This window comes from Lacunimicrobium album (assembly GCF_052161635.1).
GTDB lineage: Bacteria > Planctomycetota > Planctomycetia > Planctomycetales > Planctomycetaceae > SXPC01.
Genome location: NZ_CP197413.1, coordinates 2,601,701 through 2,621,142, shown reverse-complemented (window position 1 = coordinate 2,621,142; position 19,442 = coordinate 2,601,701). Strand labels below are relative to the sequence as shown.

Genomic DNA, 19,442 nt, shown 5'->3' with positions numbered 1-19,442 from the left:
GGCGCAAACATCGGTGTCGGCTTCCTGCTTTCAACAGGGTTACCGTTTCTGCAGTTCTTTGCAGGTTATATGGGATGGAAATTTGCCACATGGTTCCGTCTGTCCTAAATCGGCTGCTGCAACCGACTGTTGTGACGCTACTCCTTGATCGTGCCAAAAAAGGCGGGGTGGCATGCTCGCAATTCAGAAGTTTTCGTGCCATGCTCACAGCTTTGGGCTGTCTTTTATACACAAGTTGGAACCACAATTCCTTGGGCCTCACAGTACAACTAATGCCGAATATCTTGTGGTTGACACAGGGGACCAAGTATGTCGGGTGCCCTGTTCACAGACTTGTGTATAAAAGACAGCAGCTTTGGGTGAGCATGTGATTTTACCGCTTGATTGAGCGTCGACCAACATCGCAGAGCATGCTTGCCCAAAGCTGCAAGCATGGCACGAGTTCCCCTGATTCATGACCATGCCACCTGGCCCAGAATAGGGATGTCCAATGAATATTCTAACGATACTGTTTTGCTGTAGTGTTACTTTCGCAGATCAGCTTTCTGTTCAACCAATCACAGTGCCCGACAAACCATTTAAAGACATTGAATGGCATTTTGATGAAAACACTTTAAGAGCAATTAACACAATTGAATCTAAGGATAAGCAAATCTTGTTTCTTCTGGATTCGCTTCCAAAAGAAAATGAGAAAGCAAGGTTGCTTACTGATCAACAAGTGCAACTCGTATTTGCGTGCTCTTTTTTTCCTGAAGAGAAAGTCATTGATCGTCTAATTCTAATATCAGATTACGGAAATAAAGCATTGGGATATCCTTCGGAAGTTGCTCTCAGTCAGATGTCTTCTCCACCTGTTGATCGCATTGTCAAACAGATGCTGGAGCTAAAACGCTCTTCTCAAGTGAGAAGTTGTACTCGTTGTTTGAAGATGATTCATGGTCAAGAAGAGTTTCCGAAATTTGTACAGGAGCTTCTCTCAAGAAAAGATCTTAAATTTTCGCAGGAGGTGATTGACTCTTTGAAAATGGAGGCTGCTGTTAAACGACTTTAAAGTCGGGCTTAGAGCGTTTCAGTTGCTTTACAGAGCGGGTTTACCGAAGCTGAGTGCATAGTACAGTCGGTCACTATTTGTTGTGCTACCGCCTTGTCATGGATATTTTTGCCCCAGATTTCATCCCTAAATGCCAACCAGAGACCAGATGTTGACCACATCTCTCCCCTCCCTTTCTCGGCATTTATGAATTTCCCAACAAGTTCCCCCTTCTTGATTCGTCCCCCCGGATCGACTATCTAAGCTGCGACGATCTTTCTGTCCGCGCGACTCAACAGGAGAAAGTCCCATGCGCATGCTCTGGACTCTATTGCTGGCTACTTGGCTGATGAATTCCTCGACCCTCAACGCACAAATCATCGTTGCCCACCGCGGCGCTTCCTTTGATGCTCCCGAGAACACCATGTCCGCTTTCCACGAAGCCTGGAAGCAGGGCGCCGATGTCATCGAAGGGGACTTCTACCTGACCGCCGACGGCCAGATCGTCTGCCTGCACGACAAAACCACCAAACGCACCACCGGCCAGACCAGCGACTTCGAACCCAAAAACGCCACTCTCGAAGAACTCCGCAAGCTCGACTTCGGCAGCTGGAAAGACCCCAAGTTCGCCGGTGAAAAGATCCCGCTTCTCACCGAAGTCCTCGCGATCGTTCCCGAAGGCAAGAAGATCTACGTCGAAGTCAAAGCCGGTCCTGAAATCGTCGCCCCGATGAAGAAAGTCCTCGAAGCCTCCGGCCTCACAGACGACCAGATCATCATCATCGCCTTCAGCACCGATGTCGTCATCGCCTGCCGCCAGCAGATCCCCCAGTACAAATGCAACTGGCTCACCGGCTACAAGAAACCCGAAGGCCAGACCACCTGGACCCCTGCCCTGCCGGAAGTCCTCGCCACGCTGAAAAAGACCGGCGCCACCGGCTTCGGCACCCAGGCCAACGACGAAGTCATCACCGAAGACTTCGTCAGCGCCGTCCGCAAAGCCGGCTTCGAATTTCACGTCTGGACCGTCGACAGCCCCGACCAGGCCAAACGCTACCAAACCCTCGGCGTCGACTCCATCACCACCAACCGCCCCGCCTTCATCCGCGAGGCGCTCAGCAAATAGAGAATTCAAAACAACAAACGAAAAAACGGGGTGGAAGCCTAAAAACTCCCACCCCGTTTTCTTTGTCTCAACTAAGCCCCAAGCCCTAAGCCCTAAGCCCCAAGCCCCAAGCCCTACTAATCAATCGGCTCGCTTCGCGGATAACTCCCCAGCAGTCGCAGCGACACAGCCTTCTTCTCCAGTTCCTGCAGGGTCTTCTTGACCTCCGGCTCGTCCTGGTGGCCTTCGAAGTCGAGGAAGAACAGGTAGCTGTTGGCCGTGCCACGCAGTGGGAAGGACTCGATCCAGGTCAGGTTGACCTGATTGCGTTTGAACGCGTTCAACGCATCCGACAGCGAGCCAGGTGAGTGCGGGATATGCAACAGCAGGCTCGTGCGATCGTGGCCGGTTGGCTTGGTGACATCATCGCCGATGACCGCGAAACGCGTGATGTTGTTCGGGTTGTCTTCAATGTTGGCAGCGATCGTATCGAGGCCATACTGAATGGCCGCCTGACGCGAAGCAATCGCACCTGTTCCCGGTTTATCGCGAGCCAGTTGAGCCGCCGTCGAAGTGCTGGTGACTTCGAACAGCTGAGCCTTCGGCATGTTGCGAGCCAGCCAGTCGCGGCACTGTGACAAGGCTTGAGGCTTGCTGTAGATTTCAGTGATCTCGCTGCGCTGAGATCGGCTCAACAGATTGTGATGCACGCTGACTTGAACTTCGCTGCAGATCTTCAGCGGCAGTCGCTGGAACATGTCGAGCGTATCAACGATGCGACCATCAGTGCTGTTCTCAATCGGCACAACGCCGTAATCCACATGCCCGCGGTTCACTTCATCAAAGACCGCCGCGATCGTATTGACAGGCACCAGGTCCGCGTTGCTGCCAAATCGGTCAGTCGCAGCAATGTGCGTGAAGCTATAGGCTGGTCCCAGGTACGCCACGCGAGACGGACGCAGGTGATGGCGGACGCCGTTGATGATCTCGCGGTAGATACTGTGAACGACTTTGAGCGGCAGTGGGCCGTCAGCCAGTTTTTCGAGCGTCTGGAAGAGCTCGCGTTCCTTCTGCGGATCGTTGAAGGTCGACGCAACTTCTTCGTGGTTATCGATTTGCTCAATCATCAGCTCAGCGCGACGATTCAGCAGGGTGACGATCTCCTCGTCAACTTTCTTCAGCTGTTGAGTGGCACTAACCCCTTTGGCAGCCTTGGGTTTTGACGCCGGTGCAGGCTTGGCTGGCTTCGAACGGGCAGCTTCTGGCACTTTGCGAAGCGGTTTGGAGTTCGTCGGTTTCTTCGCCATGGAGGTGCGCCGATGTTGTAAGTGGTTTGGCGATAAAGGATTGAGGACATCAATCAGAGAACTTGCACAGGCCCGGCAATTCCCTAAGTGAGGATCATGGTCAGTTGAAGGTCCAGCTCGGTCATAACATCAAGCGTTGAAACAACATTGATGTTCAAATGACGTCATTCCAACCGCAAAAACGGTCTAAAATGAATGCTGGATTCAGTTTCCACTTTGTATCGGTGCCGTGAAAGAGTGTCAAGGGGCGGGAATCCCGGCAGGGAAAGAGTCTAAAGGATTGCTGACTAAGGGGTCACATAACCACCACAGCCCGCTTACCATGACGGCGTTTTTCCCGGTCGACGAAAGGGAATGCCAAAACGGCGTTCATAGAGGCCGGTACGGTACGCGTGTGCAATGTCGATTTGGCAGCGGAATCACGTCAAGTCTATTCTGTGTCGACGTAAGTCCTTAAAAAACAGGCATCTCCCGAAACTTTTTCGCTCGGTATACCCTTTGCTTTTCTCCCTCACCACGCGAATTCGCGTCCCAAACTGGCACCCTGCCAGCGACATGAGGTAAACAACCCAAAAGCAATAAATCAGAGAGGGAGAAGTCCATATGGCTGTTGATGTTGAAAAGATTATCGGGATCGACCTGGGTACCACCAACTCGGTCGTGTCTGTCATGGAAGGTGGAGAAGTCAAGGTCATCGCCAACCAGGAAGGGAACCGCACGACGCCGTCCGTCATCGCGTTCACCGACAAAGGCGATGAACTCGTCGGGGACCCTGCCAAGCGCCAGGCCGTCATGAACCCCAAGAATACTCTCTACTCCGTCAAGCGTTTCATGGGACGTCGTCATAGCGAAGTCCAAAGCGAAGAGAAGATGGTCCCCTACAAGGTCGTCGGCGGCGCCAATGATTACGTCAAAATTGACGTCAACGGCAAGGACTACACCCCGCCAGAAATCTCGGCCAAGGTCCTGCGCAAACTGAAGGAAGCCGCGGAAAACTACCTGGGTCATAAAGTGACCAAGGCCGTCATTACCGTCCCTGCCTACTTCAACGACGCCCAGCGGAACGCGACCAAAGATGCTGGCCAAATCGCCGGTCTGCAGGTCGAGCGGATCATCAACGAGCCGACCGCTGCTGCTCTGGCCTACGGTCTTCAGAATAAGAAAGACGAAAAGATCGCTGTCTTCGACCTCGGGGGCGGTACGTTCGACGTCTCGATTCTCGAAGTCGACAAAGAACTCGTCCAGGTCCTCTCGACCAACGGCGATACCCACCTCGGCGGCGATGACTTCGACGAAGTTCTGATCAACCACATCGCAGACCGCTTCAACAAAGAAGAAGGCATCGACCTCCGCAAAGAGCCGACCGCCCTCCAGCGTCTGCGTGAAGCGTCTGAAAAGGCCAAGAAGGAACTCTCATCGTCCTTCAACACCGAAATCAACCTGCCGTTCATCGCGGCGAAGGGAACCGAAGCCAAGCACCTTCAGATGTCCATCAGCCGGGCTGAGTTCGAAAAACTCATCGACCCGCTGGTCGAACGCTGTCGCAAGCCAGTTGTCGACGCGCTGAAAGATGCGAAGCTGACTCCTGAGCAGATCGATGAAGTCGTTCTCGTCGGCGGTTCCACCCGCGTGCCGAAGGTCATGGAATTCGTCAAGAGTCTCTTCAAGAAAGAGCCTCACAAAGGGGTCAACCCGGACGAAGTCGTTTCCATCGGTGCCGCCATCCAAGGCGCGATCATCGCCGGGGCCGGAGAATACAAAGACATTCTCCTCCTCGACGTCACACCGCTGTCTCTGGGGATCGAAACCGAAGGGGGCGTGATGACCGTTCTGATCGAACGCAACACCACGATCCCATTCGAGAAGAAGGAAACCTTCTCCACAGCGGCCGACAACCAGACTGCCGTGACGATCAAAGCCTTCCAGGGCGAGCGTCCGATGGCCAACGACAACCGACTCCTCGGCCAGTTCAACCTCGACGGCATCCCCCCTGCCCCTCGCGGCATGCCTCAAATCGAAGTCACCTTCGACATCGATAAGAACGGCATCCTGTCGATCAAGGCCAAGGACAAGGGAACCAATAAAGAGCAATCGGTGACGATCAAGGATTCTTCCGGCCTCTCGAAAGAAGAGATCGAGAAGATGCAGAAAGACGCCGAGTCTCACGCCGCCGAAGACAAGAAGAAACGCGAACTCGTCCAGGCGAAAAACCAGGCCAACACGATGGTCTACGAAGTCGAGAAGACCCTCAAGGAACACGCCGACAAACTCGACGCCGGTTCCAAGAGCGCGATCGAAGCGTCCATCGAAAAGGTCAAGAAAGCCGAAGCGGGCACCGATCCCGACGCGATCAAGTCCGCCCTCGACGAACTGACCCAGGCCACCCACGCCCTCAGCAAACACATCTACGAAGCCGCCAACGCCCAACCGGGCGCCGGCGGAGCACCGGAAGCATCAGCCGATGCGGGCGGCGGGGATGATGTGATTGATGCGGAGTTTGAGAAGAAGTAAGACTTCGAAATCGAAAAAGCCCCGGCGATGAGCCGGGGCTTTTTTTTAGTCCCGAACCAAGGAACTTCAATGGCTTCAAATATTCTTAAAAGAGAAAAAGACGAGTTTCCTGAGCAGCTTATCAAGCGTGTTTTGGAAAGTGTCCGAGAGGACATGATCGAAAACAAATACTTAGCCGAAGCAATGCGTGTACTCCCGGTGGCCGGATACCGGAGTGCCATTGGTTGCATATGGAACGCGGTGATTGATGACCTTCGCAGGAAAGTAATGCACCGGAGCCTTAAGTTATTCAACAAAGCTTCTCCGCAAAAACGCGAGTTAAAAGAGTACGAGGATTTCCAAAACTTGGTCAATGATGACGATCTTATTGACGGGGCCTATAAAATTGGAGTTATCGGTTGGGAAGCATCGAAAGTCCTAAAGCATTGCAAAGAGGTACGCCATATTTTTGATGGCCATCCCGATAGTAGTGAACCGTCACTACTAAAAGTGTTGGCAATGCTTGATGACTGTGCTAAGTATGTCTTACAGGAGCCATATCCACTAGAGATAATCGACATTGATGAGTATCTTTCGACGATGGCAACATCTGAGTTCGATAGAAGCGAAATTGCAATCGAAAATTCGATTGGAGACCTACCAGCAATTTACAAAAACGAACTTATCAATAGGTTGTTTACCACTTACACTAACGAACAAACTCCATCAGATTTGCGCGGAAACATTGAAGTAGTTGCGCCGATTCTTTGGAAGGTCGTGTCAAAGGAAAACAAGCTTCAAATCGTCCGAAGAGTCGATCAGGTGATGTCAAAAGGAAATACAAGATGCACAAAACTCGCATTCAAATTTGTCAGGTTGATGAAAGCTTCTCGTTATCTTTCAGCATCTGCGAGACGCTACGTGATTGAACCATTGTTAGAACGGCTGACGAACAATCTAGACAACTGGGGCGAAGAGAACACTGCGGTAAAACTTTTAAAGCCGTACAGTTCACTTATTCCTTCCGACATCATAAGCAAATACGTCTCTGCAATCACGTTAACCTACGTCGGCAAAGTCGGGTCCAGCCCACAGTTTTCTCGCACAAATTTTTATGCAAATGTGGCGGCGACACATATTCCTGAAATGATGGCATCTTTCGACGATGAAGCAGCCGCTGCATTTGTAGATTGTATTAAGAACAATGAGATCTTGAAACGACGGATCAAAAATCCCGACAAGCTTACTCGTCTCCGATCTTTGGCAACTGTTGTTCTTGATCGGGTTTCAGCTGCCTTCCCCGATAAAAAAATTCTTCGTAATTTAGTAGATCCGGACCGCGAACAAGAGTTTTGGGAGTCATTAGACTGAATTCGGGAGTACTGGGATGGCGTGCTAACGCCAATTACCCCATGCCCAGTCTCAAGTTCTATGGAGCATGCATCGCAAGCATTGCGGGGAGAATGTGGTGGGAACTGAAAAAAATGGCGACAATCATGAAATTGAGATGGCGATTGCGCGTCTATATAAATTCTACCAGGTCAAGAAAAACATACTTCTTCAGGAAGTGCTCGTCAATTCCGAGTACGACTTGATCCGTGACGTTCATTGGGACAATTGGAACGGTGGGATATCAGGCCACGAGATAGTTTTCACAATTCCTGACGAAACTTATTTCAAAGTAGCGGACTCGCAATATCAAGTCGTAGAGACAATCCGAACGGATCTTAATCCCCTGCTGACGTGGCAGAACGAGTACATCCATTCTGTCAGAGTACAAGCACGTGTAGATGTTGACGTCGACTGGCGACAGAACTCTGGACTTTTACTCTCAGGTGTTAAAAAGGTACCGAAAAATGCGATAAAGAGACTCTGGGAACCGGGGCATTATAGACTTTTCTTAAGCCATCGCGACGAGTTTAAAAAAGAAACTGCAGTCGTTAAGAAAACTCTTCTTGGTTACGGAATATCAAGCTTTGTTGCTCACGAAGATATTGAGCCATCAGAGCTATGGCAGACTGAGATCGAAAGTGCTCTGTCTACCATGGATGGGTTTGCGGCACTGATGACAACAAATTTTCATGAAAGCAACTGGACTGATCAAGAGATCGGTTACGCTCTGGCAAGAGGGGTTAAATGCGTTGCTCTAGATTTAGGCACGGGGCCTTATGGCTTCATTGGTAAATTTCAAGCAATAAGATGTAGCTGGGATAGAGCAGCATTTCACATAGCTAGAGTTATTTTTGCGACTGGAAAAATCACTGACACGATTGTTCGCTCACTTTCAACTGTCACCGATTATGGTGAACTTTATGATCGAGGTGCTTTACTTAGGACTGTCGATGCACTGACGCCTGAACAGGCTGACGCAATCGTTGCTGCATTCGACAAGAACAAATCATTACGTGGTTGTGTACTCTTTCGCAAACAGTTTGAGGCTTTTGAAAATATCGCTAGTTTCATCAACCAAAGATCTGGACGCGACTATCATGTAATGATGGAAGATGGATCCATTTCACTTTTCTAAACCGAAATCCTTCTGGACTGGGTGGCATGCTCGCAATTCAGAAACTGACACGCCCGACAGCTGCGGAAATTCGTGCGTATCTGTGTGAGCTTGAATATCAAAAGTGGATTGAAGTCCCGTTTGAGTTTGCTTCAAAAGCTGTAATAGTGAAGCATATTCGACAGTATCGCGGTTTCGATGATGCGTTATTCGAGTAGAGGGATTTATGGATTCTAATAGCGCCGGTTGGTTTGAAGACCTTTGTCGTGATGCAAGAACCCACCTTGAGACAGGGGGGAATATCGAGACACTTGTCGCGAAGTTGAAGTCAAAAGGTGAAGGTATCATTCCAATTGCGAAGGCTATTCAAAGCGTGAATGGCGAAGATAGGAATGCTGTGTTAAAAGAAGTGAGAAAGTTCTTCCGTGAAGAAAGTGGACGATATTGAACTTCCTAAAAAGGGCCGATTTCCGTGATCCTTCCCGCAGGAAAGTCCGTTTGACCGGGAGTTCTTCTCCAGATTGAGAACCACTTCGGGAGCAGTTATGTGGTGGCAGCCTCTGTTAATGATGGTGATCGGTCCGTTGACCGTGTTTGCGTTCTGGCTTCCGTGGGAAATCTATAAGACCCGCTGGCAGTATCGCTATTTGAAGGAGCGGCGAACACGGAGGTTCCGTAAGATGGAACTAACATCACCCTACGATTCTAAGGTTGTGGAATTCGTAGACGCTTCTTTTGAAGCAGCCTTCCAGGCAAGCACACGCCCCCACGGGAACTGTGGGGACTGAGCCCGGCACTGGGGCGAGGTGGGCGGGGTGGCATGCTCGCAATTCAGAACTCTTCGTACCATCCTCACAACTCCGGGTGAGCAAGTGATTTCACCTCTTGTTTTCGCGTCGAACAACTTCGCAGAACATGCTTGCCCAAACCGGCAAGCGACTACCCGGCTTGAACAGCTTCCCAGTTGCGAATGACGAGATTGGTCAGTCGCATTGTCAGCAGAGGGATGATAGGATTTGCCGCATTCGGCTAGACCTGTTGCGCAGCGGTTCTCGCCGATCAATTCTGCTGTCTGTGAGGATAAAATGTTACGACTGCTGTTTCTGGCGAGCGGTGCTGTGCTATTGGCCAACCAGTCTGTTTTTGCTGCTGTTGAAGTGAAAACGGAACAGACCGCTGGGTCTTTGTTTGAATTCCGATCGATCCCGCTTCCTGCTTTGGATGATGCGGGTTCATCAGCAAAAATCGTGATCATTGCCGGACAAAGTGATGGCAAAGGCAAGGGAACTCAGGCCTTAAATGATGGCGAGTTTCCCAGCTACAGTGATCATCCAGCGTCGAATTTCTTTTTCTCTGAGGGATCGAATCAGAATCGAATTCTATTTGATCTTGGCAAAGCGACTAACGTGAAAAACGTGGTCAGCTATTCCTGGCACTCCGATGAACGTGCCCCTCAAGTTTATACACTCTACGCTGCAAAAGGTGATGAAGCAGGCTTCAATGCGAACCCGACTTCTGAGACCAAACTGGAAGATGCTGGCTGGGCTTTAGTGGCTCAAGTCGATACTTCGCCCCGTCGAGGCCAGCGCGGCGGTCAGCATGCGGCTCTGATTTCAGATTCCGCAGGCAATCTTGGTGTCTATCGCTATCTATTGTTTGATGTCTCAAAAAGTGTGGCTGACAACCCGTTTGGTCAGACATTCTTCAGCGAAATTGATGTCATTGATGCCGATGCTCCCGAACCCAGGAGAATCGATCGACCAGATCCTGTTCTGATTACCTTTACTGATAAAAGTCAGACATACGAATTCACAATCGATGCCACCCTGGCTCCGGATCTTAAGGAGTGGTCGCAAGAGAAACTCCAGCCAGTTGTGATGGAATGGTATCCTAAGATCGTCGAACGGTTGACATCGGAAGAGTATTACCCGCCTCGCAAAGTCACCCTTCGATTTCAAAATCAAATGGGTGACAAGCCCGCATGGGCTGAGGGACCAAACATTGCTCTCAATATCGGATGGTATCGCGATCAGTTGCAGCATGAGGCGCTCGGGGCTGCTGTTCACGAGCTCGTTCACGTGGCTCAACTCTATCCGATCACTCGACGCAACGACCCCGCCAAGCCGGAATGGATTGTCGAGGGAATTCCCGATTATGTGCGTTGGTACCTGTATGAGCCACAGTCGCAAGGCGCAGACATCACCAGTCATACGCTGCCAGAGGCGAGGTATGACGGGAGCTATCGAGTGACGGCCAACTTCCTCGACTGGGCTTCTCGAACGTATGACGAAAACCTGGTTCAGAAGCTCAACACCAGCGTCCGTGAAGGAAAGTATTCCAGCCAGTTCTGGAAAGCGACGATCGGTTTGAGCGAAGAAGAACTCAACAAAGCATGGATTGCCCACCTTCGTGCTCGACTGATTCAAAACTAGTTTCCATCGATATTCATGCCGGAATTCACGGAGTGTAATTCCGGCATGGTGTTGGAAAAATGTCGCAAAACCGGTCGCCCGTTGAATGCCAATTCACGGGCGACTTCGCTTGATGAACGATCGCGACACTGAATCAAAACGCGACTGGGCAATCTCATTCAGAATTCGGTCATCATCGTCAGACCAGACATCAGCCATCGCGCCAGCGGATCGACGAAACCCTTCTCCTGGTTGCCGTTCTCTCATCGTCGCCATCGTGACCTGCACTTCGACCGTTGCACCCTCCGGAAGGCCAGGGTTCTCTTTCAGTTCAATCGTATTGCCGTGTATCACGCCGGTTATTGTGGTCATGAAAGTCCTTCGTTGAGTATCGCCTTCATCTGCAAGAATATCTGCGCCTTATTCTCAAATCTATACGCTCCTGCCTCGACAGAGGAAATTCTGCGGATGACTACGATCGTTACGCAGCGCATACTTGCCCCAAGCTACAAGTATGGCACAGAGTTTCGGACATTACACTGAGCGCGACCACTTCGCTCAAAACACCCGGCCAAACTATCGAGGAATCGTAGGAAGGTTTTGCAACTGCGGGATGTTCGGCAGGTTCGGCATGGCGGGAGCAGAACTTGCCGGGCCAACGGTCCCTTCGCGGACTGGTGTGATATACATGGGCTCCTGCTGTTTCCCGCCACGTGTCCAGGCGAGCTTCATCGTCTCGTTCTTTCGACCTGCGATGTTGATGGCTTCCTCCAGTTGGGCGGGCGTCTGGATCGGCATCATTTGCTTGACACGCTTGACCCCCTCGGCCGTTGTCGTTTCCACCTGGACTTCATACGCCGTGATGGTATCGCCGACTTTCAGACCCAACGTCGCGGCTGGTTTCTGTGGCGTGACCTGCTTAATGACGACACCGGACGCGGTCTTCCCATCGGCCTTCGGGCTGGCAGGAACGGCTTCCGTCGTCATGCCGAGGGTGTATTTGTCGGTGTTGGGTAGTGCGGGGGCGTTCATCTTCGGGATGAACATCGACGGGTCGATCGGGTCGCCATTCTGAGACTGAACCAGCACCTTGAGGGATTGCGCGAGGGGAGAATCCTTGTCGACCGTGATGATCAGCTTGCCGCCCTTTTCTTCCAGCGTTGCCTTGCCGCGCGCTGCCTGACCGGAGCCAGGGACTTGTGCCTGGGACGAGGAACCGACTGCAAACAAGAAAAGGCTCAGATACAGGCACGGAATTCGAAAGCTCATCATTAGCTCCTCGCAACCATTAGGAATGGGGTCGATATAGTTTTGTCAGTGGGCAGGATGTCAGACCGCGTCAGTTGCGTTCAAACATCGAAACCCCCGCACATGGGAGAGAACGTCATCCAAGACCGATTAGTGTACAGAGTCGATAACGGGGACGCTACCGCTCAAAGATCATGCCGGACCCTCGGTGGAAAGGCAGCTCGCAACGCGTTCAAAACAGCGAGGACGTCAATGACTTCCTGGGTAATAGCGCCACTCACAGGCGTCAGATGTCCGGTGGCGGCCAAAGCCATTCCGAGAACGCTCAGCACCATCCCTCCCACGGCACTCTGGAGGGCGATTGTTCGCATGCGACGGCTGATGTGCATGAACTCGTCGACCTTCTGCAGCGAGTTATCCATGACAACAACGCCCGCGGCTTCTGCAGTGACGTCGCTGTTCTGCCCGATCGCCATGCCGACCGTGGCGATCATCATCGCGGGGGCGTCATTGATCCCGTCGCCTACATAGAGTGTTTTTGATTTTGACGTCGCCTCACGCACGATCGCAAGTTTCTGTTCGGGCGTTTGTTGGGCGTAAATTTCGCCAATGCCGACTTGCGCAGACAGATACCTGACCTCCGACTCGCGATCACCCGAGACGATCATCACACGATCGAAATTATGCTTAGGCCCCAGATGGTTGATGAACGATTTACTCTCAACTCGCGGGGCATCGCGGAACTGGAAGGTCGCGGCGTAGCGTTGATCAACCACGACGACGCACTCGAGCCCATGTTGACTATCGGGGAGTTGATCTGCTCCGACCGTCTTTTTTGCCAGCAGTTTGCTGCGACTGGTGATCAGGACCGTCTGTTGCAAAACCTGGCCAGTCAGTCCCTGACCGGGTTGTTCACGGACATCGTTCGCTTCCGCCAGGGAAACTCCTTCTGCCTTCGCCGCCGCGAGGATGGCTCGTGCCAGCGGATGCTTGGAATAGGTTTCCAGACTCGCTGCAAGTTTTAAGACGTGCTTCTGATCGAACTCCGTCGCAACGATCTGCTCTGTCAGTGTCGGCTCGCCGTAAGTCAGGGTTCCCGTTTTGTCGAAGATCGCCGTCCGACATTGGGCGATCTGCTCCAGAGCCGCGGGGGACTTGACGATGATCGAACGCCGGGCACACAGCGAGATCGACCCGATCACAGCCACGGGGATGGCAATCAGCAACGGGCAAGGCGTGGCAATGACCAGGACCGAGAGAAACCGCACCGCTTCGCCAGTGATCACCCACGTCAAAATCGCGACCGAGAGCGCAATCGGGGTGTAGATAGCGCCTAAAAAATCGCCGAGACGCTGCAGCTGAGGACGCTCCGATTCGGACTGACGCATCACATCCATGATCTTGGCGTAACGGGAATCGGCAGCCAGTTGTGTCACGCGAATGGTCAACGCAGACTGACCGTTGACTGCGCCGGAAATGACTCCAGAACCGGTCGTCTTGACGATCTGAAAGGGTTCGCCCGTCAGATACGATTCATCCATAAAGCCGTGTCCCTCGATCACCTCGCCGTCCACCGGGCAAATGTCATGCGGATAAACCACGAGAGTGTCGCCTATCGCAACATCATCCAACCCAACGTCCGCAATGCCGGCAGCCTCTTTCCGGTGAGCGATTGACGGCATTCGTTTTGCCAGCGCCGAAAGCACGGACGACGCGCTTCGCAGCGCATAACGCTCCAATGCCTCACCTCCCGAGAGCATCAAGACGATGATCGAGCCAGCAAGATACTCACCCAGAAGAAGCGACGTAATGATGGAAATGCCGCCCAGCAAATCAGAGCCGAATTCCCGTTTCAGCAGCTTCAACAGCAGGTCATATAAAAATGGCAGTCCACCCACGATGAGCGTGACCCACAGCGGAATCAGGTAGATGCTCGCAGGGGCATGAAACGCGAACCGTAGAATCAGACTGGCCGAAATGGCGACGACACAAAGCCCTGCAATCGGCGTCGATTTTCGCGCCCAAAGCTCAGCCGGTGAACGGCTTAACCACCCTCTCGAAATCAGCTGGCTTGGAGGCTGTCCCGCTGGTTTTGTCACCCCAGGGGATGTCGGAGGGGCGGAATTCGAGTGCATGGTCGTGCTTTAGGGAGAGGGTGTGATCACTGGTGACTTGAAAGCAAGCTGGCAGGCGTATGAAGTCCGGCGCCCCCTGGTATGTTCACAGATCAGGATGCACATGTCACGACAAATTTAACTTTGATTTGTTCGACCGCTTCCATGTATGCCCGCTCCTGGCGGGGTTGAATGCTCGCGTTTTAAGACTCTTTGGCCGCGTGCCAAACTCACAGCTCCGGCTGAACATGCCAGCCATGCGTTTGACGTTGTTTGCTCCATCGACTTCACAAAGCACGCAAGCCCACAGCAGTAAGCATGTGACGGGGTTTTGTTATCCTGTTCATTCAGAAATCACTGTCTTCGCGCTCATCACCCTCGTTTAGGGGCCTTCTGTTCCGTCTTCCGACGTGCGCGATTCTGCTGAGCACCAGCCTCGTTCAAAAGTGAGCAGGCATTCAAGATGGCGAGAAGATGCGATGTCATGATGGGTGGCATTGCGGAGAAGGAAGCGGGGCGGACTACTTTCTAACTATTTCACAACCACTTCCTGAGGCTGCGACACAAAGCCCGCATCAAACGGCAGCTCGACTTCCAGTTGGGCCTGGCCTGTGATAAGGCGGGCGTCGCGGGCATTCAGCAGCCAGGCCCAGAACCAGTTGGCCAGCACCTGCAGACGATTGCGATACCCAACCAGGAACAGAACGTGAACCAGTCCCCACAGCAGCCACGCCAGAAAGCCACCGCAATGAAAACGACCAATCTGAGCCACCGCCTGACTCGTCCCGATGATCGCCATCGTTCCCTTGTCGCGATAACGAAATGGCGTCCGCTTTTCAGGTGAACTCTTCCCGCTAAGTTCTTTGCTGATCAGACGACCAACATAGTCACCCATTTGAATCCCGCCCTGCGCCACGCCAGGCACAGGCTGTTTCGTATCATCAGAAACAGCAGCGGCCATGTCGCCAATGACAAAGACGTTCGAATGCCCCGGAATCGTCAGGTCAGGCCCGACAACAACGCAACCACTTCGATCAGTCGGCACTCCGAGCAACTTGCCCAGTGGATTGGCTTTGACACCCGCCGCCCAGAAGACATTCCGGACGGGAATGAATTCCTCGCCCACGTACAGGCCTTTGGGAGTGATGTTCGTCACGCGTGATTTCAGCCTCACTTCGATCCCCATCTTCTCCAGATCTCGCTGTGCACGAGCACTCAGATCAGGCGGAAACTGCGGCAGCACGCGATCACCTCCCTGAAACAGGATGACCCGCGTCGTGCGCGTATCGATGTTGCGGTAATCCTGCGGAATCGTTCGGCCCGCGATTTCCTTGATCGCACCTGCTAACTCGACCCCAGTCGGCCCTGCCCCGACGATCGCGAACGTCAAAGCCGCCTTTCGGGCCTGCTCGCTCCCCTCATACTCGGCTGATTCGAAAGCAAGCAGAATCCGACGACGAATATCCGTCGCGTCCTCGAGGCTCTTCAGTCCCGGCGCAATCGTTTCCCATTCATCATGACCGAAATACGCATGCGTCGCACCGGCGGCCAGGATGAGATAATCGTAAGGAGCATATCCGCCGTGAACATAGACACGTTGATTCTTGACATCGATACCAGTCACTTCCGCCAGCGCCACCTTACAGTTCTTATAATGTCGCAAGGCCGTTCTTATCGGGGCACTGATCTCAGCGGGAGACAGTGACGCCGTCGCGACCTGATAAAGCAACGGCTGAAAAACGTGATGATTCTTGCGATCCAGTACAATGACATCAGCCGGAGCTTTCCCCAGCGCCTTCGCAGCGGCAAGCCCTCCAAAGCCTCCCCCGATGATAAAGATTTGCGGACGTTTAGATGACAAGTTCATTACCTTAATGGAATTTCAAGTGCGGCGGTTTAAACAGTCAGGTCACAGATACTACAACAATAGAAAGTCCGTCAGCGTCACGCGCTCACCTTGCCATGCACAACGACATCGTTTCGGAAAGACGTAGCCGCATATTCGGTGGCTTGCTGAATGTCATCGGCAGTCAGATGTGGATATTTTCGCAGAATGTCTTCACGGCTGGCCCCGCTGCCAAGCCATTCAAGAATCAGTTCAACGCTGATACGCGTCCCTTTAATAATCGGCTTCCCGCCAAGTATTTGAGCGTCACGTGAAATACGATCGAACATATCTGCTCCACGAGGGGATGAGTAGTGTGTGGTCCTGAAGTTTATCGTAAACAAACTCTCCAACGCGAGGGCATCTGCGTTTGTTTCAAACTCGTCAAACGTCTCCGTGATTCACGGGTCTTCAAACAAAAACAGGGAGCTCGCGCTCCCCGCTCGTTTGAAATCTGAATACTCACCACCCGTACGAGCCATAGCCGTAGTTGTTGGTGTAGCCATATCCGTAGCCTGAACTCGCGTTGGGATAGACCGGGTATCCATAACCATTGTATCCGCCGTAGCCAGGATAAGTGTCGCTGACACCGCGGTAACCCGTGCTGTAAGTTCCCGTGTAAGTTGGAGAGGAACTGCCAGCGTACCCTCCGCTGTAGCCAGGACTGTAAGTGCTGGCATAATTCCCGCTGTAAAGCGCAGAAGGGGCTCCGCCATAATAGCCGTTGCTATAGCCAGGACTGCCGTAAGGGTAGCTGTAGCCGTTGTACCGGTAGGCCGAATAGCTGCCATAGCCATAACTACCGTAACCGCATCCATAGCCCCGGTGGTGTCGCCAGCCGGCTTCCAAACCATCTTGCATCGGACCCACCAGCATCAGACCCGCAGCGACGAACGTCATCATCAGAAAGTTTTTCATCGGAAACCAACTCCTCTCAGAACAAAGAAGCACCGCCGACGACATCCTGTTGACGACGACACGTGATCGAAAACACGCGACTCATGTCAGCTTCGAGAATAGGACAACACACAACGATTGTCTTGAGCAAAACGGCACAAAGGCCAGAAATTCGCGTCTGCATCAATGAGAAAACCAACACCATGTTGATGACACGTTATCAGACGCGGGTTCCAAATATCATCCCCACTCCAAACGTGATTGCCATCGCCAGAATGTCACACGGATCGCAGCCTTCACAGCAGGAGCGCCTCCCGCGTACGCACCGAGTCCGCCCAGCAGGGCTAATAAAATGATCGAACAAACAACGGTCAAAGGGATCATGATAGACGTCGGCGAAACAGCAACCGTCGCCAGAGGAACAGATGCTCCAATCGCGAATGATGCAGCCGAGGCGATCGCTGCTTGAATCGGCCGAGCGGTCGTAATCTCAGAGATGCCAAGCTCATCCCGGGCATGAGCACCGAGAGCATCATGAGCCATCAACTGCTCCGCCACTTGCCTGGCGAGGTTCCGCTCCAGCCCACGTTGGACATAAATGGCCGCCAGTTCCTCATGCTCGGCTTCGTGATCGTTCGCCAGTTCCTTGCGTTCCCTCTCCAGATCCGCCCGCTCAGTGTCAGACTGCGAACTCACCGAAACGTATTCCCCAGCCGCCATCGACATCGCCCCGGCGACCAGACCCGCGACTCCTGCAACGAAGATCTCGCCGCACGCTGCATTCGATGCTGCCACTCCAACGACCAGACTGGCGGTCGAAAGTATCCCGTCATTTGCTCCAAGGACCGCAGCTCTCAACCAGCCAATCCGATCCCCGCGATGCTTTTCCAGATGAAGTAGAGCCATGTTGTATGCCTGAATGATTGCCATATGGTGTCGCTGAATTCGATCAGCAGGTTGGTCCTTGAATTTCTTTCCGCATCATTCAAAGACGGGACAGAAGCCCGGCCTCAGGTTTAAAGCGATCACCAGTGTTTCGAAGTATATGTCGGGATCTGTTAAGACTGTTAAGAAATCGTGAATATCATGTGGCTTGAGTGAAGATGACATAGGGGATTTCCGCATCAGACAGTGAAGTTACATCAACCAAAGTTGAGGCAAAGTCCAATTCTGTGAACTTTCGATGAAGTCGGTACCAGCCACCGTAACACTTCCTTGATGTCGGCGTTATCCTTCCGATGAAATAATTCCTGTCATGGAATTTCGCTCGAACGGATCTTGTCAATTTCAATCGTTTTCCTTTCCCCCCGCACATCGTTGCTCACAAGGAAGAAACCCCAATGCTCCGACAAAAACAACGCGGCTTCACGTTGATTGAGCTGCTCGTTGTCATCGCAATTATTGCAACTCTTGTTGCTCTATTGCTCCCCGCTGTCCAGCAGGCTCGTGAAGCCGCTCGACGATCCACCTGCAAAAACAGTCTCAAACAAATCGGACTGGCTTTGCACAACTATCACGATACACATGGTGTCCTGCCATCAGGAAGCATCATGCTCCTCAACGCCTCCGGCACGACTTACAACGGTCACGGATGGACATGGCATGCACCTATTCTGCCATTCCTGGAACAAGGCCCCATGTACGACGCAATCCAGGGACCAAGCGGTATGGGGCATGAGTCAGGTGGTGTGAATGATGCAAAGCAGGCACTCCTCGGTAAAGCTGCTCTCACCATCTTCTGGTGCCCATCTCAACCAGACGTTACGGACGGTCAACAGAAAAATGAGTATGCTCCATCGAACTACAATGGAAACATCGGGACATTAATCGGCAATAATACTGGAGATGACTGCTATAACGGCTCAGTGAACAGCAGAGCAACGATGGAAGCTCCAACCGCCAGAGGCTGCTTGAACGCTAACGGTATTTTTTATCCGAACAGTAGCATCGGCTTCCGCGATGTTACCGACGGGCTTTCTAATACCTTCTTCGTCAGTGAAGTCATCGATTCAGGCGGGCACGAAGACATGCTCGGAGGTTTCGGCAGTGACCGCAAACACGGCTTCTCCAACGGAGCCGATGGCAATCCTCCGACTGAGATGAGCGAATATCTCATCGCCACCGAAACGAACGATCCCATCAATGGCTATGCCGAAGAAGCAGCTGGCAGCTACCACAAAGGTGGAGCTCAGTTTTCCTTCGGTGACGGCAGTGTTCACTTTCTTTCCGAACACATGGACATGACAACTTACCGAGCCATGAGTACCCGATCTGGCGGCGAGATTGTTGGCGAGTTCTAATCCGCAGACCAACTTAAACACTGAAACAGTTAAACACTGAAAACAGGCTGTACCACGCTCCCGTCGTACGGCCTGTTTCTCTTTCGAGATTTCGCACAGCTCTTATTTTTATTGACTTCATTTCCTGGTCGACTTTCTCAATCAAGGTG

The 19,442-nt window shown here is 52.4% G+C and carries 16 protein-coding genes and 1 pseudogene; 9 read left to right on the top strand and 8 right to left on the bottom strand.

Going from position 1 to position 19,442, the window contains the following annotated elements; genetic code table 11:
- Positions 1 to 490: 490 nt before the first annotated feature.
- A complete protein-coding gene (locus SH248x_RS10425; RefSeq protein ID WP_459558479.1) occupies positions 491 to 1,051 on the top strand; it encodes a hypothetical protein in 561 nt (186 codons plus the stop codon).
- Between the two features lie 289 nt (positions 1,052 to 1,340).
- Positions 1,341 to 2,156 (top strand): glycerophosphodiester phosphodiesterase, encoded by an 816-nt coding sequence (locus SH248x_RS10420; protein ID WP_459558478.1) that lies wholly within the window; start codon positions 1,341 to 1,343, stop codon positions 2,154 to 2,156.
- Between the two features lie 116 nt (positions 2,157 to 2,272).
- Here the strand turns inward: SH248x_RS10420 and pheA are convergent, their stop codons facing one another.
- On the bottom strand, positions 2,273 to 3,442 hold the full coding sequence (gene pheA, locus SH248x_RS10415; protein WP_459558477.1) for a bifunctional chorismate mutase/prephenate dehydratase: 1,170 nt from the start codon (positions 3,440 to 3,442) through the stop codon (positions 2,273 to 2,275).
- A 603-nt stretch (positions 3,443 to 4,045) separates the two neighbouring features.
- On the opposite strand from pheA, the gene dnaK reads away from it, so the two are divergent.
- From dnaK to SH248x_RS10385, 6 genes are all read left to right on the top strand, one after another.
- Positions 4,046 to 5,953, top strand: coding sequence for an Hsp70 family protein (gene dnaK / locus SH248x_RS10410; protein WP_459558476.1), 1,908 nt, complete (start codon positions 4,046 to 4,048; stop codon positions 5,951 to 5,953).
- A 69-nt stretch (positions 5,954 to 6,022) separates the two neighbouring features.
- A complete protein-coding gene (locus SH248x_RS10405; protein ID WP_459558475.1) occupies positions 6,023 to 7,303 on the top strand; it encodes a hypothetical protein in 1,281 nt (426 codons plus the stop codon).
- 67 nt (positions 7,304 to 7,370) lie between these two features.
- The gene (locus tag SH248x_RS10400; protein WP_459558474.1) at positions 7,371 to 8,459 is read left to right on the top strand and encodes a toll/interleukin-1 receptor domain-containing protein; all 1,089 of its coding nucleotides are present in this window, start codon (positions 7,371 to 7,373) and stop codon (positions 8,457 to 8,459) included.
- 26 nt (positions 8,460 to 8,485) lie between these two features.
- Positions 8,486 to 8,656 (top strand): hypothetical protein, encoded by a 171-nt coding sequence (locus SH248x_RS10395; RefSeq protein ID WP_459558473.1) that lies wholly within the window; start codon positions 8,486 to 8,488, stop codon positions 8,654 to 8,656.
- An 8-nt stretch (positions 8,657 to 8,664) separates the two neighbouring features.
- Entirely contained in the window at positions 8,665 to 8,886 is a 222-nt protein-coding gene (locus SH248x_RS10390) for a hypothetical protein (RefSeq protein ID WP_459558472.1), read from the top strand.
- 637 nt (positions 8,887 to 9,523) lie between these two features.
- A complete protein-coding gene (locus SH248x_RS10385; RefSeq protein ID WP_459558471.1) occupies positions 9,524 to 10,870 on the top strand; it encodes a basic secretory protein-like protein in 1,347 nt (448 codons plus the stop codon).
- Positions 10,871 to 10,963: 93 nt separating this feature from the next.
- Here the strand turns inward: SH248x_RS10385 and SH248x_RS10380 are convergent, their stop codons facing one another.
- The 7 genes and pseudogenes from SH248x_RS10380 to SH248x_RS10350 all read right to left on the bottom strand — a co-directional run bounded on the left by SH248x_RS10380 (position 10,964) and on the right by SH248x_RS10350 (position 17,899).
- Positions 10,964 to 11,221 carry a hypothetical protein gene (locus tag SH248x_RS10380; protein ID WP_459558470.1) on the bottom strand — a complete coding sequence of 86 codons (258 nt, stop codon included), beginning with the start codon at positions 11,219 to 11,221 and terminating at the stop codon, positions 10,964 to 10,966.
- A 204-nt stretch (positions 11,222 to 11,425) separates the two neighbouring features.
- The gene (locus SH248x_RS10375) at positions 11,426 to 12,121 is read right to left on the bottom strand and encodes a hypothetical protein (RefSeq protein ID WP_459558469.1); all 696 of its coding nucleotides are present in this window, start codon (positions 12,119 to 12,121) and stop codon (positions 11,426 to 11,428) included.
- A gap of 161 nt (positions 12,122 to 12,282) precedes the next feature.
- Positions 12,283 to 14,232, bottom strand: coding sequence for an HAD family hydrolase (locus SH248x_RS10370; protein WP_459558468.1), 1,950 nt, complete (start codon positions 14,230 to 14,232; stop codon positions 12,283 to 12,285).
- A gap of 511 nt (positions 14,233 to 14,743) precedes the next feature.
- On the bottom strand, positions 14,744 to 16,072 hold the full coding sequence (locus SH248x_RS10365; RefSeq protein ID WP_459558467.1) for an NAD(P)/FAD-dependent oxidoreductase: 1,329 nt from the start codon (positions 16,070 to 16,072) through the stop codon (positions 14,744 to 14,746).
- A gap of 83 nt (positions 16,073 to 16,155) precedes the next feature.
- Positions 16,156 to 16,386, bottom strand: coding sequence for a DUF433 domain-containing protein (locus SH248x_RS10360; RefSeq protein ID WP_459558466.1), 231 nt, complete (start codon positions 16,384 to 16,386; stop codon positions 16,156 to 16,158).
- Positions 16,387 to 16,558: 172 nt separating this feature from the next.
- A complete protein-coding gene (locus SH248x_RS10355) occupies positions 16,559 to 17,014 on the bottom strand; it encodes a hypothetical protein (protein ID WP_459558465.1) in 456 nt (151 codons plus the stop codon).
- A 199-nt stretch (positions 17,015 to 17,213) separates the two neighbouring features.
- Positions 17,214 to 17,899: pseudogene (locus SH248x_RS10350) on the bottom strand (VIT1/CCC1 transporter family protein).
- A gap of 434 nt (positions 17,900 to 18,333) precedes the next feature.
- Here SH248x_RS10350 and SH248x_RS10345 point away from each other — a divergent pair.
- Positions 18,334 to 19,293 carry a DUF1559 family PulG-like putative transporter gene (locus SH248x_RS10345; RefSeq protein WP_459558464.1) on the top strand — a complete coding sequence of 320 codons (960 nt, stop codon included), beginning with the start codon at positions 18,334 to 18,336 and terminating at the stop codon, positions 19,291 to 19,293.
- Positions 19,294 to 19,442: the final 149 nt, after the last annotated feature.